Genomic DNA, 20,530 nt, shown 5'->3' on the forward strand with positions numbered 1-20,530 from the left:
TGCGGGACAGCGCGAACCGAGCGCTAACTGACCGGAGGGAGATTTGCGCGTGGCGGCATGGAGCTCGGGAATGGCTTCGCGACCATGAGCGTCCCGCGCTCGTCGGTTTCGAGCGCGATCTTCTGGGCGAGCATCACGTCGCCCGCCGCCAGCGCGCCGACGGGCCGGAAGCACCAGCCCAGCACGATACGATCGCCGCCGTCCATCTCATAGACGTTGGTCGAAGTGCCGTAGCAAATCCGGTATCGCTTGCCGGAGTCCGAGCCGATGACGTCGAAGCGCTTATACTTTTCGAACTGCGCCCGCTGCTCGGGTGACAGCCACGCGGACAGCAGCGCAAGTCCGCGCGCCTCAATTCGCTCATAGGCCTGCCAGCGATCCCAGATCGCGGCCAGCGTCGCACCCAGCGTGCCGGCGGCGCGCCGGAGCACGGTCCGCAGGGACATCTCGCGCAGACGGGCGAGCATTGGCGTCAGCCGCCGACCAGCCTCGGATAGAACAGGGTTTCCTCGGCGGTCGGATCGAGCGCGCGGACCAACTTCGCCTCTCCGGTCGCTTGCCGGATTGCGGCGGTGTAGCCGTCCGACGTGAGCTGGGTGAAGCGAGCATTCGCCCAGGCCAGCTGCTCACTGTTGTCGGGGTCGAACTGCTGTCTCGTGTCGCCGGAGTGGTCCATCACCAAGATCGTTGCCATCATCGTCTCCCTTGAAGGACATTCACAACTGCATCAGACAATCGGCACGGCCGTCGTCGGCCTGCCGCCCATCCACTCCGGCAGCGCGGCGCCGTCGCGGTGACGGCCACCCGCGCCGGCCGCGGCCCACGCGGCGACCGCACCGAACAGCAGCGCCGCCGCAACCGAGAAAGCCAAGATCACTGCGCTGCGCCGCGACCGCTGGATGGAGGTCCTGGCATCGCCCATCACGCTGTCGACGCGCTTCTCCGCCTCCGCCGCAGGCAGACCGGTCGCGGCCGCGACCTGCTGGATCAGGTAGCTGCGATCGTCGGCGCTGACGCCGCTGCGGCCGGAGCTCGTCAGCAGGATGCGGCCCGACTCCGCCCGCTCATAGCCGATATCGATATTGGCCGGACGCCGAACTGACCGGTACAGACGGTCGAGCTCGGCGCTCAGCAACGGCTCCGCGGCCGTCGCAGATGGCCGGTTCTGAACCACCGGACGCGCGGTCGACAGGCCAACCAGCCCGACGATCGTAGCACCGAGGATGACGGCGAGCGCCCAGGCGGTCAGGCCGTGAAGCCCGTCGCGGCTGTCGATCTCGTCGGATGGCGTCGCGCCGATCACGCGCTGAGCCCGGCCGGCGATGTAGCCGCCGACGCCGAAGCTCACCAGCGCCTGCAGGATCAGATACAATCCCGACAGCAACGCGAGCGCGGCTGATGCGTCGCGCCATGACGACGAGCTTGAACTCACACCCAACCCGACCGCCGCGCCGAAGCCGATCAAAATCACCGACAGCGCCGCCGCGGCCAGCGCGCCGGCGATGACCGGGCTCCATTGCAGCCGAAGCCCGGTCCTGTTGGCGGCGGACACGGCAAGCCCTCGCTCGCTATCCATGACGCGCCTACCGCAGCCCGAAGAACGACAATATCGCCAAAATGACCACGATCAGTCCGACCAGATAAATCAACTGGTTCATGAAAACCTCCTCCGTCCTTCTCGTCCTGACAATCTGGTGGAGGAGCCAAGGTTCCTACGCCGACGAACGGGCGCGATGCGGCAAGCCAACAAAAAAGGGCCCCGCCGAAGCGAGGCCCTCATTGGTCGTCGCGATCTGCTCATCACGACGTGCGACCAGCACCGTTAGTCGTCGTCCCAGTCATGACCACGGATCACGAAGCCGCGGTCGCGGTAGTAGTCGCGATGATGGTTGTACCAGCCGTGGTGCCAGCCCCGGTCATGCCGGTATACGTCGACGCGCGGGCCACCATAATATCGATCGCCGTAGTAGCCGTGGTCGCGGCCGACATAGATGCCCACACCCTGCGCGCTCGCAACGGTCGGTGCCGCTATCGAGAGTGCCGCAGCCGCGGCAAGAGCGTAAGTAAGCTTCGTCATGGCATCCTCCTTTCTAGTACGCCGTGATAACGACCGGCGTCCGCGCATGTTGCAGGAACAGGATCGGAACTTTCCTGAACGTTCCTTCACCATCATGGCGGCTGGACGTGACCGGAGAACGAGATCGAGGAGCCCTCGACGAGCTCTGCTCGATCGCTGTGGCTCCACTCTCTGTTCGACACAAGTGACCCCAGCTCAGGGGTGGAGAGCTGGGGTCGTAGCGGGGTTCTCCTGGTTAGCGCTGACGGCCGGTCGGCGCGTCAGCTCGCGAGAGCATGCGCGTCGCAATCAGTTCCGGCACTAACGTCTGCAAATGTGCGACGCACAATCGTGCCGTTGCGATTGCCCGATCAGACCGCCTAGCGCCACATGCTCGGGGCGGTGCGCAACGCGGCCTGGCCTGCGATACGCAGCTCATCGATTGACGAGCGTCCCTCGCGAATGGCCTGCAGCAATCCAGAGGCGACGTTGGTCCGCTTTGTCGTATCCGAACGCGGCACGCCTCCGCAGACCTCGTCGAGCACCGCGCGAAGCACTGCGGCCGTCTCTCCATCGAGCATGATTGCCTCCCCTGCCCTCGTGGATCGAACTGCATCGTAGCGCGACACCGCGCGAGAGGAGTTCAAGTATGTTAACAGCCGTATCCAAATCTTGCGCGGCCGACCGTCGCGCTGTCTTCGTCGCGACAAATCACTGTCATGTTCAGATCGTCAGTGCGCTCTGCAAAATGACGCGCCTCCGCGTCAGTCCCGCTGCGACATTTCAAGGATCGCATCAGCGAACGCCTGCGGCGCCTCGCGCGCCCGCCGCACCGGCATCCGTCGCGATTTCAGGGGGAGCAGCATAGAGCCGCCTTGCCGCGTCTCAGCCGCGCCGCTTGGTGTGCAGATAGTCGGCCGAAAACAGCGCCGTGTCCTTGAGCAGCTTCAGGTCGTTGATCGTCAGCATGCGGTCGCGCAGCACGATCAGGCCGGAGCCGCGCAGCTCCTGCAGCGTCCTGTTGACGTGGACCACCGACAGGCCGGTGGCATCTGCGAGATCCATCTGCGTGACCGGGAACAGGCAGGAATCGCCGTCGATCATTCCAACCGGCAGCAGGCGCTCATAGAGTTCGCACAACAGATGCGCGACCCGCTCCAGCGCCACGCGCCGCCCGATATTGACCGTCCATTCCCGCTGGATCGCGCTGTTCACCATGGTTTCGCACCACAGCGCTTCCTCCAGCGAACGGTCGCCCGCCAGCAACTGCTCGAACGCCGGGCGCTTGATGTCGGCGTAGGTGACCGGGGTCAATGCGCCGATCGAATGATCCATCACCGACAGCAGATAAACGCAGGCATCGCAGCTGTCGCCCGGCAGGATGAAATTGACGATCTGGCGGCGGCCGTCCGGCAGCGTCTTGTAGCGGCAGAGCCAGCCCGACAGGATGATCCTGACGCTCTCGACCGGATCGCCCTCGGTGGCGAGGTCTTCGCCCGGGCGGGCCCGATGCAGCCCTTCCTGGATCGCCTGTTGCAGCAACGCGATCCCGCGTTCGGACAATTGCCGCAGGGCATTGAGCCGCCGGATCACCGGCTGCGCCAGATTTCCCTCGAGGATCGGGGGATGCATCTAGCTCCCCATGCTCGGCGTATGGATGGCTTGCGGGTTCATCGGTATGGCGATCGTGCAGTGCAGTCCCGACGGATTGAACTCGAGCGTGCTCTTGCCCTTGAACTCGAACGCCAGCGTCCGCTCCAGGAGATCGGATCCAAATCCCCTGCGGCGCGGCGGCGCCACCGCGGGCCCGTTGCGCTCGCGCCAGTCGAACAGCAGTTGCCGCGGATCGGCCGCATCATCGATGCGCCATGAGACGTCGATGCGCCCGGCCGTATCGCTCAGCGCGCCATACTTCAAGGCATTGGTTGCGAGCTCGTGGAGTGCCAGCGCGAAGGTCTCCGCGGCCTTGGGCTGGAGCCGGATCCTGGGACCTGCGACCTTCAGTTGCTCGCCTTCCTTCGCGTTGTACGCAAGCAATTCCTCGACCACGAGATATTCGAGGTCGACGCCGCCTTCCGGATCGCGGGTCACCAGCGACTGGGTCCGCGCGAAGGCGTTGAGCCGGCCGTCGAGATGCGATGCGTAGTCCTCGACGTTCGCGCTGGTCTCGGCCGAGCGGCGCGCGATCGAGCGGACCACGCCGAGCGTGTTGCGCACGCGATGCTGCAGCTCGGCAAGCAGCAGCCGCTGCCGTTCCTCGGCCCGCGTGATCGCGGTGACGTCGATGAAGGTGATCACGACGCCGGCGATGAAATTGTCGATGCTGCGGTACGGCAGGATGCGCACGATGTAACGCGTGCCGCTGTCGGGCGCGGTCAGCTCGCGCTCGGCGCTGGCCAGCGTACGTAGCACGCGCCGCACATCGTCGTAGAGCTCCTCGATCGGGATGCGCGCCTTGATATGCGCGATCGGGCGGCCGACATCAGTCTCGACCAGATGCAGCAAATGCGTGATCGCCGGCGTGAAGTTCATTATCTTCAGATCGTTGTCCAGGAACACGGTCGCGATCTGCGTGCTCTCGAGGAAATTCTTCAGGTCGCTGGTGGCGCGGGTCAATTCCTGCACGCGGTGCGCCAGTTCGCCGTTGACGGTCGTCAGCTCCTCGTTGACCGACTGCAATTCCTCGCGCGAGGTCTCCAGTTCCTCGTTGGCGGATTGCAGCTCCTCATTGAGCGACTGATATTCCTCGTTGGAGGATTTCAATTCCTCGTTAGTACTTTCGAGCTCCTCGATCGTGGCTTGCAGCCGCTCGCGGGTGGCGCGCAGCTCGCTCTCCAGCCGCTCGACATGCTCGGTCCTGACCAGAATGTTGGGATTGGTTTCGGCGCGATCCACAGGGCGGATCGGCCCATCCTTGAACAGCACGACAAAATTCCGGTGACCCGCAGGGCCGTCGAGAATTGGTTCGGCCGTGATGTCGACCAGCACGCGATGCCCGTTGACGCCGAGTTGCACCTGCTCGGCATGCGCGGCCTCGTGGGTTTCCGCGGCACGGCTGAGCGCCGTGCGCAGCTCCAGCCTGAGGTCGCGGTGCACGAGTTGCAGCAGGTCGAGCGTCGCCGTGCCCGCGGTCGGCTCGATATAGCGGCCGGTGCGGCCGGAGAAATGCAGGATGTGAAAGTGGTCGTCGGTGATCACATAGGCCGGCGCATAGCGCTCGGCGATGCGCTGGGCGCGGCGCTCGAGGCCGACATCGGGCCCAACGGAGCGCACCGGCGGTATGTCGACCGCGGCTCGCCCGGCCGCCGTCGTGATCGGGAATTCCGGCGGCAGCCGCGTCCCGGTCTCGAGCTTCTTGAAGATGCGTGCGCGCCGGTCGACCGGCGCGAACAGCTTCGGATGCCGCGTGACGTTCTCGGAATTGCCGAGAAACAGGAACCGGTCCGGCAGCAGCGCAAAATGGAACAGCGGAATGACGCGGTTCTGCAGCTCGGCATTGAGATAGATCAGGAGATTGCGGCACGAAATCAGATCGAGCTTGGAGAACGGCGCGTCCTTGATGACGTTGTGCTGCGAGAAAATGCACATCTCGCGCAGCTCCTTGACGACGCAGTAGGTGTCGCCTTCGCGTACGAACCAGCGCGCCAGCCGTTCCGGCGTCATATCGTTCTCGATGCTGGTGCGATAGCGCCCGACGCGCGCGGCGGCGAGCGCGCGCCCGTCGATGTCAGTCGCGAAGATCTGCACCTGCGGCACCGAGTCGAGACCGGCCATATGCTCGCGCAGCAGGATGCCGATCGAATAGGCCTCTTCGCCGGTCGCGCAGCCAAGCACCCAGACACGCACCTGCTGGCCGACGCCCTTCCCTTCGAATATCTTCGGGATGATCTGGGTTTCCAGGACGTCGAACTCCTTCTTGTCGCGGAAGAACTCCGTGACGCCGATCAGAAGGTCGTTGAACAGATGTTGCGCCTCGTCCTTGTCGTTTCTCAGGAAATCGACATAGGCGGAGATATCGTCGATCTGCACCACCTGCATGCGGCGCTGGACGCGGCGCAGGAAGGTGTTCTGCTTGTAGCCGTGGAAATCGTTGCCGGTCTTGTTGCGAAGGATATCCGCAATGCGCGCAAGCGAGGTTGCCGCCGCGGCCAGCACCTCGTCGAACCCCTGCTTCTCCTCGAGCCGGCGCAGGTGGCGGGCATAGACGTCGATATGCTCGGGAATGGCCTCGGGCGGCAGCACAAAATCCGCGATCGCGACGGCCGAATTGCCTTCGGCGTGCGGATCGGGTTCGCCATCCCCGATGCGCTCGGCGATCGCCAGGCCGCCATGATCCTTCAGGGTCGCGACCCCGAGCGTGCCGTCGCCACCGGTGCCGGCCAGCACCACGCCGATCGATTCCTCGGCGCGCTCCTCCGCCAGCGACACCAGGAAACTGTCGATGGTGGCCCGCTCGGCGCGCGCCTGCTCGGCGCGCCGGACCGCGAAACGGTCGCCATGAACGGTGGTGATCATGTCGGACGGACACAGATGGATCGTGCCACCCTCGACGAGCTGTCCGTCGCTGATCTCGGACAGCCGGGCGCCTTCCGATCGCTGCAACGCTTCGCGCAACCGGGTGTCCTCGATGGCATCCCGGTACTGCAACACGAGCACGACGGCCTGGTCCGGATTGAGCCTCAGCTTCGAGAAGAACCGCTCGATGCTGTCGAGGGTGCCGGCGGACGCGCCCACACCTATGATCAGCGGCGCCTTGGACTGGCGCTCTTCGTCTCCGCTCTGGGGTTGGCCAACATCATCCATGATTGCAGCGGCTCTCATTCTCCTGCTGGCATCTCGCCCGCGTCTTTTGATAGCAGAGTTTAGTCCTATCCCAATGAGATAGGTAGGAATTCTCCAACCTCGCCGGAACCTCGCCTTCGGGATCGATTGCCGCCCAGAGCCCGAAGGGTCATAGTTAGGTGATGGCAGCCGACCCGACGATAGATGGATCCGGAGAGCTCGCGGCCCTGATCAAGCGCGCGGAACGGGCGACCGCGGAAGCCCATCGCCTCATCGACGAGAACGACCTCTGGCGCCAGCGCGTCCTGCAGCAGTTTGACCACATGTTCGAACTTGGAGCGGAGTTCAGGGCACTGAGGCGCGTCCCCGATCCTCCTCCCGGGCGCTAGTGCGATGTCACCCGCTCCTCGAGATATGCGACCCGCTGCACGATCAGGGTTCGATGCCGCTCCCACTCGATCAGGGTCTGCTTGAGCAAGCCGATCAGCCGCTCGGCCTGCACCGTATCGTGACCGGCCCGTTGCAGCCAATCCAGCAGATCCTGCTGGCTGCGTAGCCGCCTCCAGCCCTCCTCGATGTCGACGTCCGCCTTGACCAGCAACTCACGTTCGGACCGCAGCTGTTCGGCCCAGTTCGCATGCTCAGCGCTGGCCATCACGGTTCCTTCCGCGCCGGTCGCTTCGGGTCGAGCGATTGTAGCATGACTCGCCGGATCATATCGGCGTATTCGCGATATTCAGCGGCGCGCGCGTCATACATTTGCGCGACCGCCGGGCGACCGCTCTGGCGGCCGTCCTCGGCCATCCGGTGCACCAGTTCGGCGCGCTCCTCGATGATGCGGAGTGCGACCCGGAGCGCCTCGTCAACCCGGCCCTCCTGCTCCTTGGCAAGCGCGTCGGCCGTATAGGCGTGACCGACCTGACAGCGAAATCGCAGCGGGTGCCCGACCTTGAGCTCGGAAAGGACGCCACCGCATCCCGGACAAGTCAGCGGTGCCGGATCGGCAATCTCGACCAGCGTATCGCTGCCGACGCGCTCGCCCGCCGCAATTTTCACCTCCAGCACGATCTCCGGCGGAATCGGCAGGATCGCGCCGGGCCGCTCCCGAGCCAGATCGGACAGCACATCGCCAAGCCGTGCACCCGGGATACAGAGGTCAACCGTGGTCGCTTCCAACGCCCTGAGCGGCATTTCGTCGGACATAGCGTCCCGGGGCTCCTGAACCAGCGCGACCCCGCCGCAGCGCTTGATCGCGTTCAGGCCCGCCGCGCCGTCGGACAATAGGCCGCTGAGCACGACGCCGATCACCCGCGGTCCATAGTGCAGTGCGGCCGAGCGAAACAGCGCGTCGATCGCCGGCCGGACCAGATTTTCGCGTGGCCCGCGGCCGAGCATCAGGTGGCCGTTCTGGATCAGCAGATGGTGGTCCGGCGCCGCCAGATAGACGTGACCATTTTCGATGACCATGCCGCTTTCCGCCTGCCGGACCGGCAGCTTGCCGGCTGCGCTCGCGACCGTGGAGAGAATGCCGATGCCCTGAGACGGTATGTGCAATACGATGAAGACCGCGGCCGGCAGATCCACCGGCAGCCGCCCTAGAATCTGCTTCAACGGTGCAGTCGCCCCAGCCGAACCGCCGATGACGATGATGTCCCGATTGGACATGGAACCTGCCTTTTCCAATATTGTTTACAACAAGGCGAGCATTCGGCTTATGTTCCAATTTTGCGACGACATCACACCGGGTACGGCCCGAATCGACATGTCTGAATTTGCACCTTTGCGCGAACGCCGTCTCCTGACCGGACGGCGCGTCCTGATTGTCGAAGACGAATATTTCCTTGCCGACGACATGCGCAGCGCGCTGCGCGCGCTCGGTGCCGATATCGCTGGGCCGGCCGGTGACATCGACGATGCGCTTCGTATCCTTCACGACGGCGGCGTGATCGATGGTGCGGTGCTCGATGTAAACATCCGCAAGCAGATGATCTATCCGGTCGCGCGCGAGCTGCAGGCGCGCGGCGTGCCGATGGTGTTCACCTCGGGATACGACAAGATCGTGCTGAGCAGCGAGTTCGCGGACGTTCCGTTGTGGGAGAAGCCGTTCGATCATCGCGCCATGGCGCACGGGCTCGCCGGCATGATCCTGCGCGGCAATGACGCTGCCGGACACGAATAATCCGCTGGAGCATTTGCAAATGTTAGTGCGGAGGTCTGCAGAGGGCCTCACGATACTCCGGTCACGATATCGGACCGGGGGTGTGTAATGACCGAGATCGAAAGACGTATCGAGCTGCTGGAGCAGACGGCCGCAGAACGCGCGCTGGTCGCCGACCTCTCAACCGTCACGGAAACCCGCATCCGTAACGCCCAATTGGCAAACGAGTTGCGCCTCGTCGTCGCGCAGCTCAGGACCTTGAGGCCGGATGACGCTCATATTGTCTGATTGTCTCGGTCCACGATCTCCGGTGAACCGGCGGCGTGACGCATCCTCCCATCGTTTTCAGGAAGGACAACGACACTGCACGATTCAACGGATCGGATCGCGGAATGCCGGCAACTGGCCGACGAGGCCGACCGTCTGGCCTCGACGTCCGGCGTCGAAAGGACGCGCAAGGATTACGAGTTGCTGGCCAGGTCCTGGCGACAATTGGCGCTGAGCTACGAATTCTCCATGCAGCTCGAACGCTTCATCAAGGCCCGCTAGTCGGCCCACCGGCCGATCGGGATATTGCACCTGCCCGCCCCCACCAGCGAAAGCCTTACGTACTGTTGTCGCGGTGGGCCTTGATCTCCATGCGCGTGCTCGCGGAATTACGCACCGATTGCCGCAACTCGGCGAGCTGATCGTCTCGCTGATCGGCGAGCGATTTCTTCTGGGCGCGCAAAGTGAGACTTTCTTCGATGGCAAGCTGAGCGCGGGCGAACAGGGGATCGATCATCGACGAAACATGTCACCCGATCGCTGCCGCCGCCCTGTCATGTGATAAGTCCGAAGCGGGTTTGCTCCGAGGCAGTGCGACAAACGTATCTCATGAGACATCGAAGATTGTTCGAACGCGGTCGTCGCCGGCGTCGATGCGCCGCTTCATGGCCTGCTCCCTGGCGGGGGTGACACAGTAATCACCCCATCCAGCATGGTTCCGCCTCCGCAAGGTGCGAAAGCTCAACACAGGTCAGGATTCAAGATTCCATATTGGCTTTCCGCCTGCGGGAAGGGTTCCTGCGTCTTGCGGCCCAGAAACGTGCTGGCGCGGCTTTCGGCGAGGAGCTTGCGCGCGTGCTCGACGACCCGGATCATCCGCTCGGTATCGTTGAGATCACGGTAATTGGAAAGACGATAGATTTGCCGCTCGATGGGCATGACGTACTTCCTGTTATGCAGGCGGGAGCACAATCGGTCTCTCAGCCACCGACGCCTACGGGCAGAGCCTTGGCCGGTGATGAGGAGACAACAAACCTCGACCAGGAAAGTTGCCAACAAAGTGCTGTGCTGGGAACCACAGCGCAATACATACGGTGTCCTCCCTGCGAAGCAGGGACCATAGCCGCCGACGTCAGTTGGCTTGCTGCGCTGGAGCCACAGCCTGTTTCAACAACGCAGCCCTGTGGTTATGGGTCCCTGCTTTCGCAGGGACGACGTGTGGAAAGAGCAGCGAACTCTCATTCCCTTTGGTGTCATTGCGCACGGGGGGCCGGACCCATAACCACCGCTGCGCATCCCGGCGCGCGCATCGATCCGAGTCCAGCCGACCAGCTATTCGGCGACGCTCATCTGCTTGCACAGTATCCCGAGAGCCTCCGCACACCCGCGCGGCTTGGTTACCACGGGGAGATGCGCATACTTCTCGGGCAGCGTGCTGGGGTCGTAGCCGGTATACAGGGTGACCGGTGTTCCCATCGCAAGCAGGGTATCGATCAACTTGTAGGACGAGGTTCCATTGACGTTGATGTCGATCAGCGCGCCGGACGCTCCGGACGCGTGCGGGCGGGCTTCGTCGATCGAAGCGAACGGGCCGACGACGTGATAGCCGGCCTGTCGTGCCAGCGTGGCACAGTCATCGGCAATGAAATACTCGTCCTCCACGATCAAGATCGTACGCATAGCAGTACCTCTGCCAGTTGATCTTCGCGGATGATCGAGGCGTTAACGTTCTCCCGCCGGTTGGGTTTCCCAGGCGCGTCGTTCCGCGCACCGTTAGGACAGCGGTCGTGGCCCATTTCAAAGAGCGGGAATTCAAGGCCGAGGGTGGTCCCGATTTTCCAGGCGCGCGCCGTCAGCTACCGGCCACCAGCAACCCGACGTACAGCCAGAGTACAATTGTCACAGTGATCGTTGCGGCGAAAAAGTAGCGGTCGATGAGATTCATCAACTGCACCTTCGGCTGACTATGGCGGATATCGAATCGCGGTCGAAACATCAGTCGCTGCCGCTTGTCATCTCTCTGCCTAGTTCCGGCATTTACATATGAGAGACCGGTGATCCCGCCCGGAGATGGCTCGTTTGCCGATGCCGAAGAACAAACCAGTCGCCGTCACCGCTAGGCTGCAGCGGGTGCGCCGCTCCAAGGCGGCAAACGAAGGAACGAGGGTCGGCGCCTGCGGTTGGAGCCAGCGAACGCAATGCATCAGTCAAGAACCGCAGCCAAGAACCGCCGCCGCTATCGCTGCCCGACGTCCCGCCCGGCCCCGCCATCAGTCGAGCACGATCATCACCGGCCGGATCAACCTGTAGCTGTTGTGATAGTTTTGGGGAGGAGTTGGCTCCATGAAAGCATCCATCGAACAAAGAACGACCGCCAGCAATCTCGACCTGCTCGACCGCTACTGGCGCGCCGCCAATTACCTTTCGGTCGGGCAAATCTATCTTCTCGACAATCCGCTGCTCGGCGAGCCGCTGCGCAAGGAACACATCAAGCCCCGCTTGCTCGGCCATTGGGGCACCACGCCGGGCCTGAATTTCGTCTATGCCCATCTCAACCGGGTCATTCGCGCGCTCGATCTCAGCGTCATCTACATTTGCGGTCCGGGACACGGCGGTCCGGGCATGGTGGCGAACACATATCTCGAAGGCACCTATAGCGAGATCTATCCCGATGTCGGCCGAGACATGGACGGTCTGCGCAAACTGTTCCGGCAGTTTTCCTTCCCCGGCGGTATCCCAAGCCACGCAGCACCGGAAACGCCCGGCTCCATCCATGAGGGTGGCGAACTCGGCTATTCGCTGGTCCACGCCTATGGCGCGGCATTCGACAATCCCGATCTGATCGTGGCCTGCGTCGTCGGCGATGGCGAGGCGGAAACCGGTCCGCTCGCTGCATCGTGGCACTCGAACAAGTTCTTAAATCCCGCGCGTGACGGCGCGGTGCTGCCGATCCTGCATCTCAACGGCTACAAGATCGCCAATCCGACGGTGCTCGGGCGGATGGGCGACGAGGAAATCCGCAACCTGTTCCGCGGCTACGGACATGAGCCGCTTTTCGTCGAGGGCGACGATCCGATGCCGATGCATCGCGCCATGGCCGCTGCCCTGGATGAGGCGCTTGCAGCCATTCACAAGATCCAGACCGAGGCGCGCGGCGGCAACCGATCGGAGCGGCCGCGCTGGCCGATGATCGTGCTGCGCAGTCCAAAGGGTTGGACCGGACCGAAGGAAGTCGACGGGCTCAAAGTCGAGGGCTTTTGGCGCGCGCACCAGGTGCCGATCGCGCAAGTCCGCGACAACCCCGCGCATCTCAGGCTGCTTGAAGACTGGATGCGCAGCTATCATCCCGAGGACCTGTTCGACAAGGACGGTGCGCTGATCCCGGAGCTCCAGGCCCTCGCCCCGACCGCGAACCGCCGGATGGGCGCTAATCCGCATGCCAATGGCGGCCTTCTGAAACGCGAGCTCCGGCTGCCGGACTACCGCGCATTTGCCGTCGACGTGAAGCAGTCGGGTCAGGCGATCGCCGCAGCGACCCACGAACTTGGAAAATACCTGCGCGATGTCCTCAAGCTGAATGCCGATGCCGGCAATTTCCGCATCATGGGACCCGACGAAACCTCATCGAACCGGCTGGATGCCGTATTCGAAGCCACAGACCGGGTCTGGATGGAGCCGACCGAGCCGTATGATGTCCATCTCGCTCAAGACGGCCGTGTCATGGAGGTCCTCAGCGAGCACCTCTGCCAGGGCTGGCTGGAGGGTTATCTATTGACCGGACGCCATGGCTTCTTCTCCTGCTATGAAGCGTTCATCCACATCGTGGATTCGATGTTCAACCAGCACGCCAAATGGCTGAAGGTCTCGCGCCAATTGGCCTGGCGGCGTCCGATCGCCTCGCTCAACTATCTGCTGACGTCGCATGTCTGGCGACAGGATCACAACGGTTTCAGCCACCAGGATCCCGGCTTTGTCGATCTGGTCACCAACAAGAAGGCCGACATCGTCCGTGTCTATTTCCCGCCCGACGCCAACACGCTGCTATGGGTCGCCGATCACTGCCTGCGGACCTACGATCGGATCAATGTCATTGTCGCCGGCAAACAACCGTCCGCGCAATGGCTTTCGATGCAGGACGCCGCCACCCATTGCGACGCCGGCATTGGCATCTGGACGTGGGCCGGAACCGGAGATGCCACAAGCGAGCCCGATGTCGTGATGGCTTGCGCGGGTGACGTTCCGACGCTGGAGACGCTCGCCGCCGTTGATCTGCTGCACAAGGCCCTGCCCGACCTCAAGATCCGCGTGGTCAACGTCGTCGACCTGATGACGCTGCAGCCGAGGCAACAGCACCCTCATGGCCTCAGCGATCGCGACTTCGACAGCCTGTTCACGCGCGATCGCCCCGTCATCTTTGCCTACCACGGCTACCCATATCTCATCCACCGGCTCACCTATGGCCGGGCCAATCACGACAACATGCATGTGCGCGGCTTTGTGGAGGAAGGCACGACGACCACACCTTTCGACATGGTCGTTCTCAATGGGCTCGACCGCTATCATCTCGCGATCGAGGTGATCGAGCGCGTGCCGGGGCTCGCCACCAAGGCCGCACAGATCAAGCAAGGATACCGGAACGCCTTGATCGCGCATGCGCGATATGTGCGCGAACATGGCGAGGACATGCCGGAGGTTCGAGACTGGGTCTGGCCGAACGGCACTGGCGGCGCCACACCTGCGGGCGGTTGAGCCATGCCGACGTCCGATGCGGTTCTGGTCGTCAACTCCGGCTCGTCGAGCATCAAGTTCGGCGTTTTCGATGCTTCGCATACCGATCCCGCGCTGCTCTGCAAGGCACAGGTCGACGAGCACGAGGGCGCGTCGCGATTGGTCTTCACCGATCCGGCCGGCCGCGCGTCGTTCGCGTTGGAGCAAGCCGAACCAGATGCGTCGCCCGATCGGCTGTTCGCCGACGTCCTGGCACGGATCGAGCATCATCTAGGCGAGCGGCTGCGTGCCGTCGGGCATCGCGTCGTACATGGCGGCCGCGAATTTTCGCGACCGGTCGAAGTCAATCGGACGGTGCTTGCCGTCCTCGACGCCCTCACCCCGCTGGCGCCGCTGCATCAGCCTCGCTGCCTGACGCCAATCCGGGCAATCAGCGCGATCCGGCCGGAACTGATGCAGGTCGCATGCTTCGACACGTCGTTCCATCATGGCCTCGCGCCGCCCGTCAGTCGGTTTGCGATCCCGAGACATCTCGAACGCGCCGGCATTCGCCGCTACGGCTTTCATGGGCTTTCCTTTGAATATGTCGCGGGCCGCCTTGCCGACATCTCGCCGGAATTTTCCGCAAAGCGCACCGTGGTGGCGCATCTCGGCAATGGCGCAAGCCTCTGCGCCATGCGCAACGGCCGGAGCATCGACACCACGATGGGTCTGACGCCGCTCGACGGCCTGGTCATGGGGACCCGTTGCGGCACGATCGATCCGGGCGTTCTGCTTTACCTCCAGCAGCAGAACGGCATGTCGGTCGACGACCTTGAGCAGCTGCTTTATCACCAATCGGGGCTGCTCGGCGTTTCGGGCATCTCCTCCGACATGCGTATCCTGCTCGCCAGCCAGGAGCCCGCCGCGAAGGAAGCGGTTGATCTCTTCACGTTCCGCATCGCGCAGCAGGTCGCCGCGATGGCTGGCACGCTGGGCGGACTGGAATGCCTGGTGTTCACCGGCGGTATCGGCGAGCACGCGGGCGAGGTTCGCAACCAGGTCTGCGAACGACTGCGATGGCTGGGTGTCCAGCTCGATCCATCCGCCAACGCCGCGGCAGAGCTGCACATTGCTGGCAAGGACAGTTCAGTGGACGTGCTCGTCATGGCGACAAACGAGGAAGCAATGATCGCTCGCCACTGCGCAGCCTTGATCCCGGGAACCTAGGATCGACGAGAGGCGCTCCTGCGGCCGTGGCTAAATCGATGCTTGAAGGACCGTTTGCTTGAGCCGGACGTTGATGTCCCGGAAACCGAAATCGGCAACGGGAGAACGATGATGCCGGAACGAAAGACGATGCAAAAGGCCAGACAGGACCGGCGCGCGGGAAAGTCGACGACCACCCAGGCGGGCGAGTTCGTGCACGAGGAAATTCGCAAGGTTCGCCGCGGCAAGCACGGAGCGCGATCTTCCAAACAGGCCATTGCAATCGGCCTGTCGAAGGCGAGGCGCGCGGGCGTTCCGCTCCGTCCACCCAAGAAAGGCGCGGCCAAGGCGACCACCCGCAAGAGCGCGGAGTACGCCTATGAGGCGGGCTAGGGCAAACGAAAGACCAGACGCAGGCCACGCGTCTCGCGAGCGGTGTCCAACGTCCTGAAACGGGAATCGCGCAGCGCGGCGTCGCACACGGCGCTGTCGAAACAAACGCGGCGCGCGGCCTCGCGGCGTTCTGCATCGGCCCGCTCGGCCGCGGCACGCAAGGCGGCAAAAACCAAGGGATCGGCCGTTCGTTCGGCCGCAGCAAAGAAAGCAGCCCGCACCAGAGCGCGGCGGCGAAAGTAAGCCCGGCGGTCCGAGAGGACGACGATCGCGATTCACATAGGCAAATGCGGATACCGGTGATGGGCGCATGGTACGCGCTGCCTGCTCGGTCTCGACAACGGTGCAGGCGGATGACCCCAGCGTCGGCCCCAGGGCCCGCAAAGGCGCTGGGGTCGTCTCCGCACCGCAAAGGCCCTGACGCACCGGCCCGGCGTCAGGGCCTTCGCCATTCCGAAGCCTGGAAAGGCTCTTGAACGACACGCATCAGCGCCCCTTGAAGCGCGGCTTCCGCCGTCCGAGGAAGGCCGCGACGCCTTCCTTGTGATCCTCGGTCAGGCTCGCGAGCGCGAACTGGTCGAGGTCCATGTGGCTGGCGAGATCGTCGAGCGCATGTGCGAGCCGGTTGACCGTCAGCTTGGTCATCGCGACCGAGATCGGCGGCTGGGCAGCGACCTTGGCCGCGAGCGCCATCGCGATGTCATAAGACTTTCCAGGATCGGTCACCTGCTCCACCAGGCCCCATTCGTAGGCCTCCTCGGCCGAGATCCGGTCGTCGGCCAGGATCACCGCCTGCTTGGTGCGCGCCGGTCCCATCAGATGCAGCATGCGCGGCACGCTCTGCCAGCTCATGTTCATGCCGAGCGCGATTTCCGGCACCCGAATATGCGCGTCGCGCGCCATGACGCGGAAATCCAGCGCGACCGCGAGTGCCACGCCGCCGCCGACGCAAAACCCCTCGATCGCGCCGATCGTGACCTGCTCCATGTCCTGCCAGGCGCGGGTCAGCCGCGGCCCGAGCTTCAGGTGCCGGCGCAGCGTGCCCATGTCCATGGTCTGGCGAGAACGCCCCTCGGCGTCCTTGAGGTCGAAGCCGGCGCTGAACGATTTGGCGCCGCCGGTCAGCACCACCACCGAGGTCTCGCTATCGTCCTCGAAACTGCGCGCCGCGTCGGTCAGCTGCCGCAGCGCCTCCGGCGACAGCGCGTTGATACCGTCGCCGCGGTCGAACCGCACCACGGCGATGCGGCCCTCCGGCCCGAGGCCTTTCTCGATCGTCACATAGTCAACCACGCATACCTCCCCGCTCGCATTCTTGTGTACTGCCTGCCTCGACATAGCACGACGGTTTCGCCTATTCTGTGGGCATGAGCGAACATGATCATCACCACCACGATCACGACCATTCCGAACTGTCGGAGACCGAACTGCGCGTCCGCGCGCTGGAATCGATCCTGACCGAGAAGGGCTATGTCGAGGCTGCCGCGCTCGACGCCATCGTGCAGGCCTATGAGACCAAGATCGGCCCGCATAACGGCGCCCGGGTCGTCGCCAAGGCCTGGACCGATCCCGCCTTCAAGAAGGCGCTGCTCGAGGACGCCAGCAAGGCGGTCGGCACCCTCGGCCATGTCAGCCGGGTCGGCGACCATCTGGTCGCGATCGAGAATACACCCGGCCGCCACAACATGGTCGTCTGCACATTGTGCTCCTGTTATCCCTGGGAAATGCTCGGGCTGCCGCCGGTCTGGTACAAGGCCTCGCCGTATCGCTCGCGCGCGGTCAAGGATCCGCGCGGCGTGCTCGCCGATTTCGGCGTCAGCCTGCCGAAGGAGACGGAAATCCGGGTCTGGGATTCGACCGCGGAAACGCGCTTCCTGGTGCTGCCGATGCGGCCCGAAGGCACCGAGGGCTGGAGCGAAGACCAGCTCGCCGAGCTGGTGACGCGCGATTCCATGATCGGCACCGGCTTTCCCAAGAAGCCGGGAGCGCCGTCATGAACGGCGTCCACGACATGGGCGGCATGGACGGGTTCGGCAAGGTCGAGCCCGAGCCGAACGAGCCGATGTTCCATGAGGAATGGGAATCCCGGGTGCTCGCCATGGTCCGCGCGATGGGCGCGGCCGGCGCCTTCAACATCGACGCCTCGCGCTTCTATCGCGAGACCCTGCCCCCGCAGGTCTATCTGTCGAGCTCCTACTACAGGAAATGGCTGCTCGGGCTGGAAGCCCTGCTGCTCGACAAGGGCTTCATCTCGAACGACGACGTCGCCGCCGGACATTCCGTCGCGCCGGCGAAATCGCTCAAGCACGGCAAGTTCTCCGTCGCCGATGTCGAGCGCGTGATGGTGCGCGGCAAGTTCGGCCGCGCCGCGCCGGGATCTGCGAAATTCAAGGCCGGCGATCGGGTGCGGGCGAAGAACATCCATCCCGCCACGCACACTCGGCTACCGCGCTACGTGCGCGGCCACGTCGGAGTGGTTGAGCGCGATCATGGCTGTCACGTATTTCCCGATACGGTGGCCAACGACGCCGGCGAACATCCGCAATGGCTGTACACCGTCGTGTTCGACGGACGTGAACTATGGGGACCGGACTCCGATCCGACCATCAAGGTCTCGATCGACGCGTTCGAGCCGTATCTGGAGGCCGTGTGATGGATGCAGGTGCCGCCGCGCGCGCCACCAGCGCCGTCTCCAGCATTCCCCGCGACCTGGACGGCCCGGTATTCCGCGCACCGTGGGAGGCGCAGGCGTTCGCCATGGCCTTGACGCTGCATGACCGCGGCGTGTTCACCTGGCCCGAATGGGCCGCCGCGCTCGCCGACCAGATCAAGCGCGCGCAAGCTGCCGGCGATCCCGACACCGGCGAGACCTATTACCAGCACTGGCTCGCGACGCTCGAACATCTCGTCGCCGCCAAGGGCGTCACGACGCATGAGACACTGCACCGCTACCGCGACGCCTGGGACCACGCCGCCGACCGCACCCCGCACGGCCAGCCGATCGTGCTGACGGCCGCGGATTTCGAGTAGCCTCGAATGCCATGATTACCTACATGCGCATGCGCGGGTGATGTCATCGCGTGGTGGGTCGCCTTGAATCGCGAACTCATCCTCATCGTCGTCCCGGCGAAGGCCGGGACCCATAGCCCCAAATGCAAATTGTTACGCGATGCTGGAACGACGAGTCCCACCCACAACGCCTGCCGCGGCGTATGGGTCCCGGCCTTCGCCGGGACGACGACGGGGAGAGAACCGCGCGCACGGATTCCAGAGACGGGAGTGCTGGAGCCGAGAAGCCGCAGCATACCGGATCGCCCGGTCGGGTCGCTCTGCAGAATTTCTGGATAATAGAAGAATACCGCTGAGTTGCCCGACGTGTCAAGTTGCAGTCGCTTGGTGTCAGTAGCTCGTGATCTGTCGCCTGTTTGTAGCTCGTGAAGTGTCGTGTTTTCGGTGCTCCGGAACAAAGGGGGCGCGATGGGCACGGCATCCATTCACGAGGGTGTACGACGGATGCGGTTTTCAGATTTGCTGGATCGGACGGAGGCGAAGGAACTGACGCAGGAGGCAGCATCGGAGGTTCTTGGGATCAGTGTTCGGACGTTTCAACGCTGGGCGGAGCGCTATGAGGCGGAGGGCGACGACGGGCTGGTCGACCGCCGGCTGGGGCGTCGTTCGCCACGGCGGGCGCCGGAGGAGGAACTGGAACGAATGCTTGCGCTGTACCGGGACAAGTACGCGGACTTCACGGTGAAGCACTTCCACGAGCAGATGCAAAAGCGGCATGATTATGTGCTGGGCTATACGGTGACGAAGCTGGCGCTGCACGCGGCAGGGCTGGTGCGGAAGGCTCCGAAGCGTTCGGCGCACCGCAAGAAGCGGCCGCGGCGGCCGCTTCGGGGCATGCTGCTGCACCAGGACGGATCGCGCCACGTTTGGATCGAAGGCCTGCCCGCGAGGGACCTGATCGTCACGATGGACGATGCGACCAGCGAGATCTACTCGATGGTGCTGGTCGAGGAAGAAGGAACGGCCTCGACCTTCCAGGCCTTGCGCGAAGTGATTGGCGAGCATGGCCTGTTCTGCGCGCTCTACACCGACCGCGGCAGCCATTATTTCCTGACCCCAAAAGCTGGCGAGAAGATCTCGAAGACGCAACAAACCCAGGTGGGACGGGCTTTGTCGCATCTTGGGATCGAGCATATCGCAGCCTATTCGCCGCAGGCGCGCGGGCGCTCCGAGCGGGTGTTCGGCACCTTGCAGGACCGGCTGCCGAAGGAGCTGCGGCTTGCCGGGATCACGACGGTTGAGGCTGCCAACGCGTGGCTGAAGGCGCATTACATCCCCGGGCACAACGCCGCGTTTGCGATCAAGCCCGAACAGGAAGGCTCGGCATTCGTGGCCGACCGGCATGAGGCCTGGCGCGAGGCGCTGTGCGTGATCGAGGAGCGAACCGTCGCCAACGACAATACCGTTGCATGGAACGGTCGGCGGCTGCAGTTGCCGGAGAGCCGGCTAAGACCTCACTTCGTCAAGGCCTTGGTGCGGCTACATGAGTATCCCGATGGCACCGTCAGCGTGTTCCTTGGACCGCATCGATTGGCGAGGTTTGCGCCTGACGGACAGCAGATCAGCCCCGACGCGCTTCAGCCTGGCGGCGTGCTCGGAGCCGTCAAGGACAAGCCCTGGCGGGCGCGCAAGCGCGCGTCCTTGACCGCTCCTGCGCGCGCCGCCGTCGAGACAGCGCGGGTCGGGACGGAGAAACGGGCTTCAAGTCGAACAAAGAAACTCACCCACAGGGCTAAAACCGCCACAACAGCCGTGGCATGATCAATCAGGGAAAGCCGTCCCCGCCTTCCGGCTCCCCTGCAAATCAGAAACGAAGGCGACAGATCACGAGCTACAAAAACACGACATCTTCACCCGCTACGGACAGTTGCAGTCGCTTGGTTGCAGTC

Annotated in this window: 23 protein-coding genes; 9 read left to right on the forward strand and 14 right to left on the reverse strand. The window is 64.0% G+C overall.

From position 1 onward, the window contains the following. Positions 1–23: 23 nt before the first annotated feature. The 9 genes from ACVW1B_RS13825 to ACVW1B_RS13865 all read right to left on the reverse strand — a co-directional run bounded on the left by ACVW1B_RS13825 (position 24) and on the right by ACVW1B_RS13865 (position 8,503). Positions 24–467, reverse strand: coding sequence for a hypothetical protein (locus ACVW1B_RS13825; protein ID WP_456821658.1), 444 nt, complete (start codon positions 465–467; stop codon positions 24–26). 5 nt (positions 468–472) lie between these two features. After that, on the reverse strand, positions 473–694 hold the full coding sequence (locus tag ACVW1B_RS13830; protein WP_050385371.1) for a hypothetical protein: 222 nt from the start codon (positions 692–694) through the stop codon (positions 473–475). Between the two features lie 33 nt (positions 695–727). Then, positions 728–1,576, reverse strand: a complete 849-nt coding sequence (locus ACVW1B_RS13835; protein ID WP_456821659.1) for a hypothetical protein — start codon at positions 1,574–1,576, stop codon at positions 728–730. Between the two features lie 246 nt (positions 1,577–1,822). Continuing rightward, positions 1,823–2,077, reverse strand: a complete 255-nt coding sequence (locus ACVW1B_RS13840) for a hypothetical protein (protein ID WP_156436345.1) — start codon at positions 2,075–2,077, stop codon at positions 1,823–1,825. 359 nt (positions 2,078–2,436) lie between these two features. Next, positions 2,437–2,637 carry a hypothetical protein gene (locus tag ACVW1B_RS13845; RefSeq protein WP_028331978.1) on the reverse strand — a complete coding sequence of 67 codons (201 nt, stop codon included), beginning with the start codon at positions 2,635–2,637 and terminating at the stop codon, positions 2,437–2,439. 304 nt (positions 2,638–2,941) lie between these two features. Further along, on the reverse strand, positions 2,942–3,688 hold the full coding sequence (locus ACVW1B_RS13850) for a Crp/Fnr family transcriptional regulator (protein WP_310879221.1): 747 nt from the start codon (positions 3,686–3,688) through the stop codon (positions 2,942–2,944). After that, the gene (locus ACVW1B_RS13855; protein ID WP_456821660.1) at positions 3,689–6,859 is read right to left on the reverse strand and encodes a CheR family methyltransferase; all 3,171 of its coding nucleotides are present in this window, start codon (positions 6,857–6,859) and stop codon (positions 3,689–3,691) included. It abuts the gene before it with no gap. Between the two features lie 364 nt (positions 6,860–7,223). Then, entirely contained in the window at positions 7,224–7,493 is a 270-nt protein-coding gene (locus ACVW1B_RS13860) for a hypothetical protein (protein WP_456821661.1), read from the reverse strand. Further along, positions 7,493–8,503, reverse strand: a complete 1,011-nt coding sequence (locus ACVW1B_RS13865) for a chemotaxis protein CheB (protein WP_456821662.1) — start codon at positions 8,501–8,503, stop codon at positions 7,493–7,495. Before ACVW1B_RS13865 ends, ACVW1B_RS13860 begins: the two co-directional genes overlap by 1 nt. Here ACVW1B_RS13865 and ACVW1B_RS13870 point away from each other — a divergent pair. Together ACVW1B_RS13870 and ACVW1B_RS13875 are read left to right on the forward strand one after the other, a co-directional pair. Beyond that, positions 8,397–9,017, forward strand: coding sequence for a hypothetical protein (locus tag ACVW1B_RS13870; RefSeq protein WP_456823100.1), 621 nt, complete (start codon positions 8,397–8,399; stop codon positions 9,015–9,017). The two genes, ACVW1B_RS13865 and ACVW1B_RS13870, sit on opposite strands and share 107 nt — an antisense overlap. Before the next feature lie 87 nt (positions 9,018–9,104). After that, positions 9,105–9,284, forward strand: coding sequence for a hypothetical protein (locus ACVW1B_RS13875; RefSeq protein WP_456821663.1), 180 nt, complete (start codon positions 9,105–9,107; stop codon positions 9,282–9,284). A gap of 316 nt (positions 9,285–9,600) precedes the next feature. Here ACVW1B_RS13875 and ACVW1B_RS13880 read toward each other — a convergent pair whose 3' ends face one another. From ACVW1B_RS13880 to ACVW1B_RS13890, 3 genes are all read right to left on the reverse strand, one after another. Next, entirely contained in the window at positions 9,601–9,780 is a 180-nt protein-coding gene (locus ACVW1B_RS13880) for a hypothetical protein (RefSeq protein WP_456821664.1), read from the reverse strand. A gap of 224 nt (positions 9,781–10,004) precedes the next feature. After that, complete coding sequence (locus tag ACVW1B_RS13885) at positions 10,005–10,202, reverse strand: hypothetical protein (RefSeq protein ID WP_076828802.1); 198 nt, start codon at positions 10,200–10,202, stop codon at positions 10,005–10,007. Between the two features lie 393 nt (positions 10,203–10,595). Then, complete coding sequence (locus ACVW1B_RS13890) at positions 10,596–10,943, reverse strand: response regulator (protein WP_057018642.1); 348 nt, start codon at positions 10,941–10,943, stop codon at positions 10,596–10,598. Between the two features lie 663 nt (positions 10,944–11,606). On the opposite strand from ACVW1B_RS13890, the gene ACVW1B_RS13895 reads away from it, so the two are divergent. Genes ACVW1B_RS13895 through ACVW1B_RS13905 form a run of 3 tightly spaced genes read left to right on the forward strand, consistent with a single transcriptional unit; the run spans position 11,607 to position 15,572 of the window. Next, positions 11,607–14,012, forward strand: coding sequence for a phosphoketolase family protein (locus ACVW1B_RS13895; RefSeq protein WP_456821665.1), 2,406 nt, complete (start codon positions 11,607–11,609; stop codon positions 14,010–14,012). 3 nt (positions 14,013–14,015) lie between these two features. Beyond that, a complete protein-coding gene (locus ACVW1B_RS13900; RefSeq protein WP_456821666.1) occupies positions 14,016–15,200 on the forward strand; it encodes an acetate/propionate family kinase in 1,185 nt (394 codons plus the stop codon). A gap of 42 nt (positions 15,201–15,242) precedes the next feature. After that, positions 15,243–15,572, forward strand: a complete 330-nt coding sequence (locus ACVW1B_RS13905; RefSeq protein WP_456821667.1) for a DUF6496 domain-containing protein — start codon at positions 15,243–15,245, stop codon at positions 15,570–15,572. Here ACVW1B_RS13905 and ACVW1B_RS13910 read toward each other — a convergent pair. Both ACVW1B_RS13910 and ACVW1B_RS13915 read right to left on the reverse strand, forming a co-directional pair. Further along, positions 15,569–15,748 carry a hypothetical protein gene (locus ACVW1B_RS13910; protein ID WP_456821668.1) on the reverse strand — a complete coding sequence of 60 codons (180 nt, stop codon included), beginning with the start codon at positions 15,746–15,748 and terminating at the stop codon, positions 15,569–15,571. The two genes, ACVW1B_RS13905 and ACVW1B_RS13910, sit on opposite strands and share 4 nt — an antisense overlap. A gap of 310 nt (positions 15,749–16,058) precedes the next feature. Beyond that, positions 16,059–16,865, reverse strand: a complete 807-nt coding sequence (locus ACVW1B_RS13915) for an enoyl-CoA hydratase/isomerase family protein (protein ID WP_456821669.1) — start codon at positions 16,863–16,865, stop codon at positions 16,059–16,061. 74 nt (positions 16,866–16,939) lie between these two features. On the opposite strand from ACVW1B_RS13915, the gene nthA reads away from it, so the two are divergent. From nthA to ACVW1B_RS13935, 4 genes are all read left to right on the forward strand, one after another. Further along, positions 16,940–17,569: a nitrile hydratase subunit alpha gene (nthA, locus tag ACVW1B_RS13920; protein WP_028344028.1), complete on the forward strand. Its 630-nt coding sequence runs from the start codon at positions 16,940–16,942 to the stop codon at positions 17,567–17,569. After that, complete coding sequence (gene nthB / locus ACVW1B_RS13925) at positions 17,566–18,225, forward strand: nitrile hydratase subunit beta (RefSeq protein ID WP_456821670.1); 660 nt, start codon at positions 17,566–17,568, stop codon at positions 18,223–18,225. Before nthA ends, nthB begins: the two co-directional genes overlap by 4 nt. Beyond that, positions 18,225–18,602 carry a nitrile hydratase accessory protein gene (locus ACVW1B_RS13930; RefSeq protein ID WP_456821671.1) on the forward strand — a complete coding sequence of 126 codons (378 nt, stop codon included), beginning with the start codon at positions 18,225–18,227 and terminating at the stop codon, positions 18,600–18,602. The genes nthB and ACVW1B_RS13930 overlap by 1 nt, the downstream gene beginning before the upstream one ends. Before the next feature lie 483 nt (positions 18,603–19,085). Next, positions 19,086–20,402, forward strand: coding sequence for an ISNCY family transposase (locus ACVW1B_RS13935; RefSeq protein WP_456779949.1), 1,317 nt, complete (start codon positions 19,086–19,088; stop codon positions 20,400–20,402). Positions 20,403–20,530 lie beyond the last annotated feature (128 nt).

This window comes from Bradyrhizobium sp. USDA 4502 (assembly GCF_054063355.1).

Excerpts from the sequence above, each read along its gene's own strand:
- ACVW1B_RS13885 (WP_076828802.1), bottom strand. The coding sequence starts at position 10,202 with ATGCCCATCGAGCGGCAAATCTATCGTCTTTCCAATTACCGTGATCTC.
- ACVW1B_RS13870 (WP_456823100.1), top strand. The coding sequence starts at position 8,397 with ATGAAGACCGCGGCCGGCAGATCCACCGGCAGCCGCCCTAGAATCTGC.
- nthB (WP_456821670.1), top strand. The coding sequence starts at position 17,566 with ATGAACGGCGTCCACGACATGGGCGGCATGGACGGGTTCGGCAAGGTC.
- ACVW1B_RS13900 (WP_456821666.1), top strand. The coding sequence starts at position 14,016 with ATGCCGACGTCCGATGCGGTTCTGGTCGTCAACTCCGGCTCGTCGAGC.
- nthA (WP_028344028.1), top strand. The coding sequence starts at position 16,940 with ATGAGCGAACATGATCATCACCACCACGATCACGACCATTCCGAACTG.
- ACVW1B_RS13860 (WP_456821661.1), bottom strand. The coding sequence starts at position 7,493 with ATGGCCAGCGCTGAGCATGCGAACTGGGCCGAACAGCTGCGGTCCGAA.
- ACVW1B_RS13875 (WP_456821663.1), top strand. The coding sequence starts at position 9,105 with ATGACCGAGATCGAAAGACGTATCGAGCTGCTGGAGCAGACGGCCGCA.
- ACVW1B_RS13895 (WP_456821665.1), top strand. The coding sequence starts at position 11,607 with ATGAAAGCATCCATCGAACAAAGAACGACCGCCAGCAATCTCGACCTG.
- ACVW1B_RS13855 (WP_456821660.1), bottom strand. The coding sequence starts at position 6,859 with ATGGATGATGTTGGCCAACCCCAGAGCGGAGACGAAGAGCGCCAGTCC.
- ACVW1B_RS13830 (WP_050385371.1), bottom strand. The coding sequence starts at position 694 with ATGGCAACGATCTTGGTGATGGACCACTCCGGCGACACGAGACAGCAG.
- ACVW1B_RS13890 (WP_057018642.1), bottom strand. The coding sequence starts at position 10,943 with ATGCGTACGATCTTGATCGTGGAGGACGAGTATTTCATTGCCGATGAC.
- ACVW1B_RS13935 (WP_456779949.1), top strand. The coding sequence starts at position 19,086 with ATGCGGTTTTCAGATTTGCTGGATCGGACGGAGGCGAAGGAACTGACG.
- ACVW1B_RS13850 (WP_310879221.1), bottom strand. The coding sequence starts at position 3,688 with ATGCATCCCCCGATCCTCGAGGGAAATCTGGCGCAGCCGGTGATCCGG.
- ACVW1B_RS13825 (WP_456821658.1), bottom strand. The coding sequence starts at position 467 with ATGCTCGCCCGTCTGCGCGAGATGTCCCTGCGGACCGTGCTCCGGCGC.
- ACVW1B_RS13840 (WP_156436345.1), bottom strand. The coding sequence starts at position 2,077 with ATGACGAAGCTTACTTACGCTCTTGCCGCGGCTGCGGCACTCTCGATA.
- ACVW1B_RS13835 (WP_456821659.1), bottom strand. The coding sequence starts at position 1,576 with ATGGATAGCGAGCGAGGGCTTGCCGTGTCCGCCGCCAACAGGACCGGG.
- ACVW1B_RS13865 (WP_456821662.1), bottom strand. The coding sequence starts at position 8,503 with ATGTCCAATCGGGACATCATCGTCATCGGCGGTTCGGCTGGGGCGACT.
- ACVW1B_RS13930 (WP_456821671.1), top strand. The coding sequence starts at position 18,225 with ATGGATGCAGGTGCCGCCGCGCGCGCCACCAGCGCCGTCTCCAGCATT.
- ACVW1B_RS13880 (WP_456821664.1), bottom strand. The coding sequence starts at position 9,780 with ATGATCGATCCCCTGTTCGCCCGCGCTCAGCTTGCCATCGAAGAAAGT.
- ACVW1B_RS13845 (WP_028331978.1), bottom strand. The coding sequence starts at position 2,637 with ATGCTCGATGGAGAGACGGCCGCAGTGCTTCGCGCGGTGCTCGACGAG.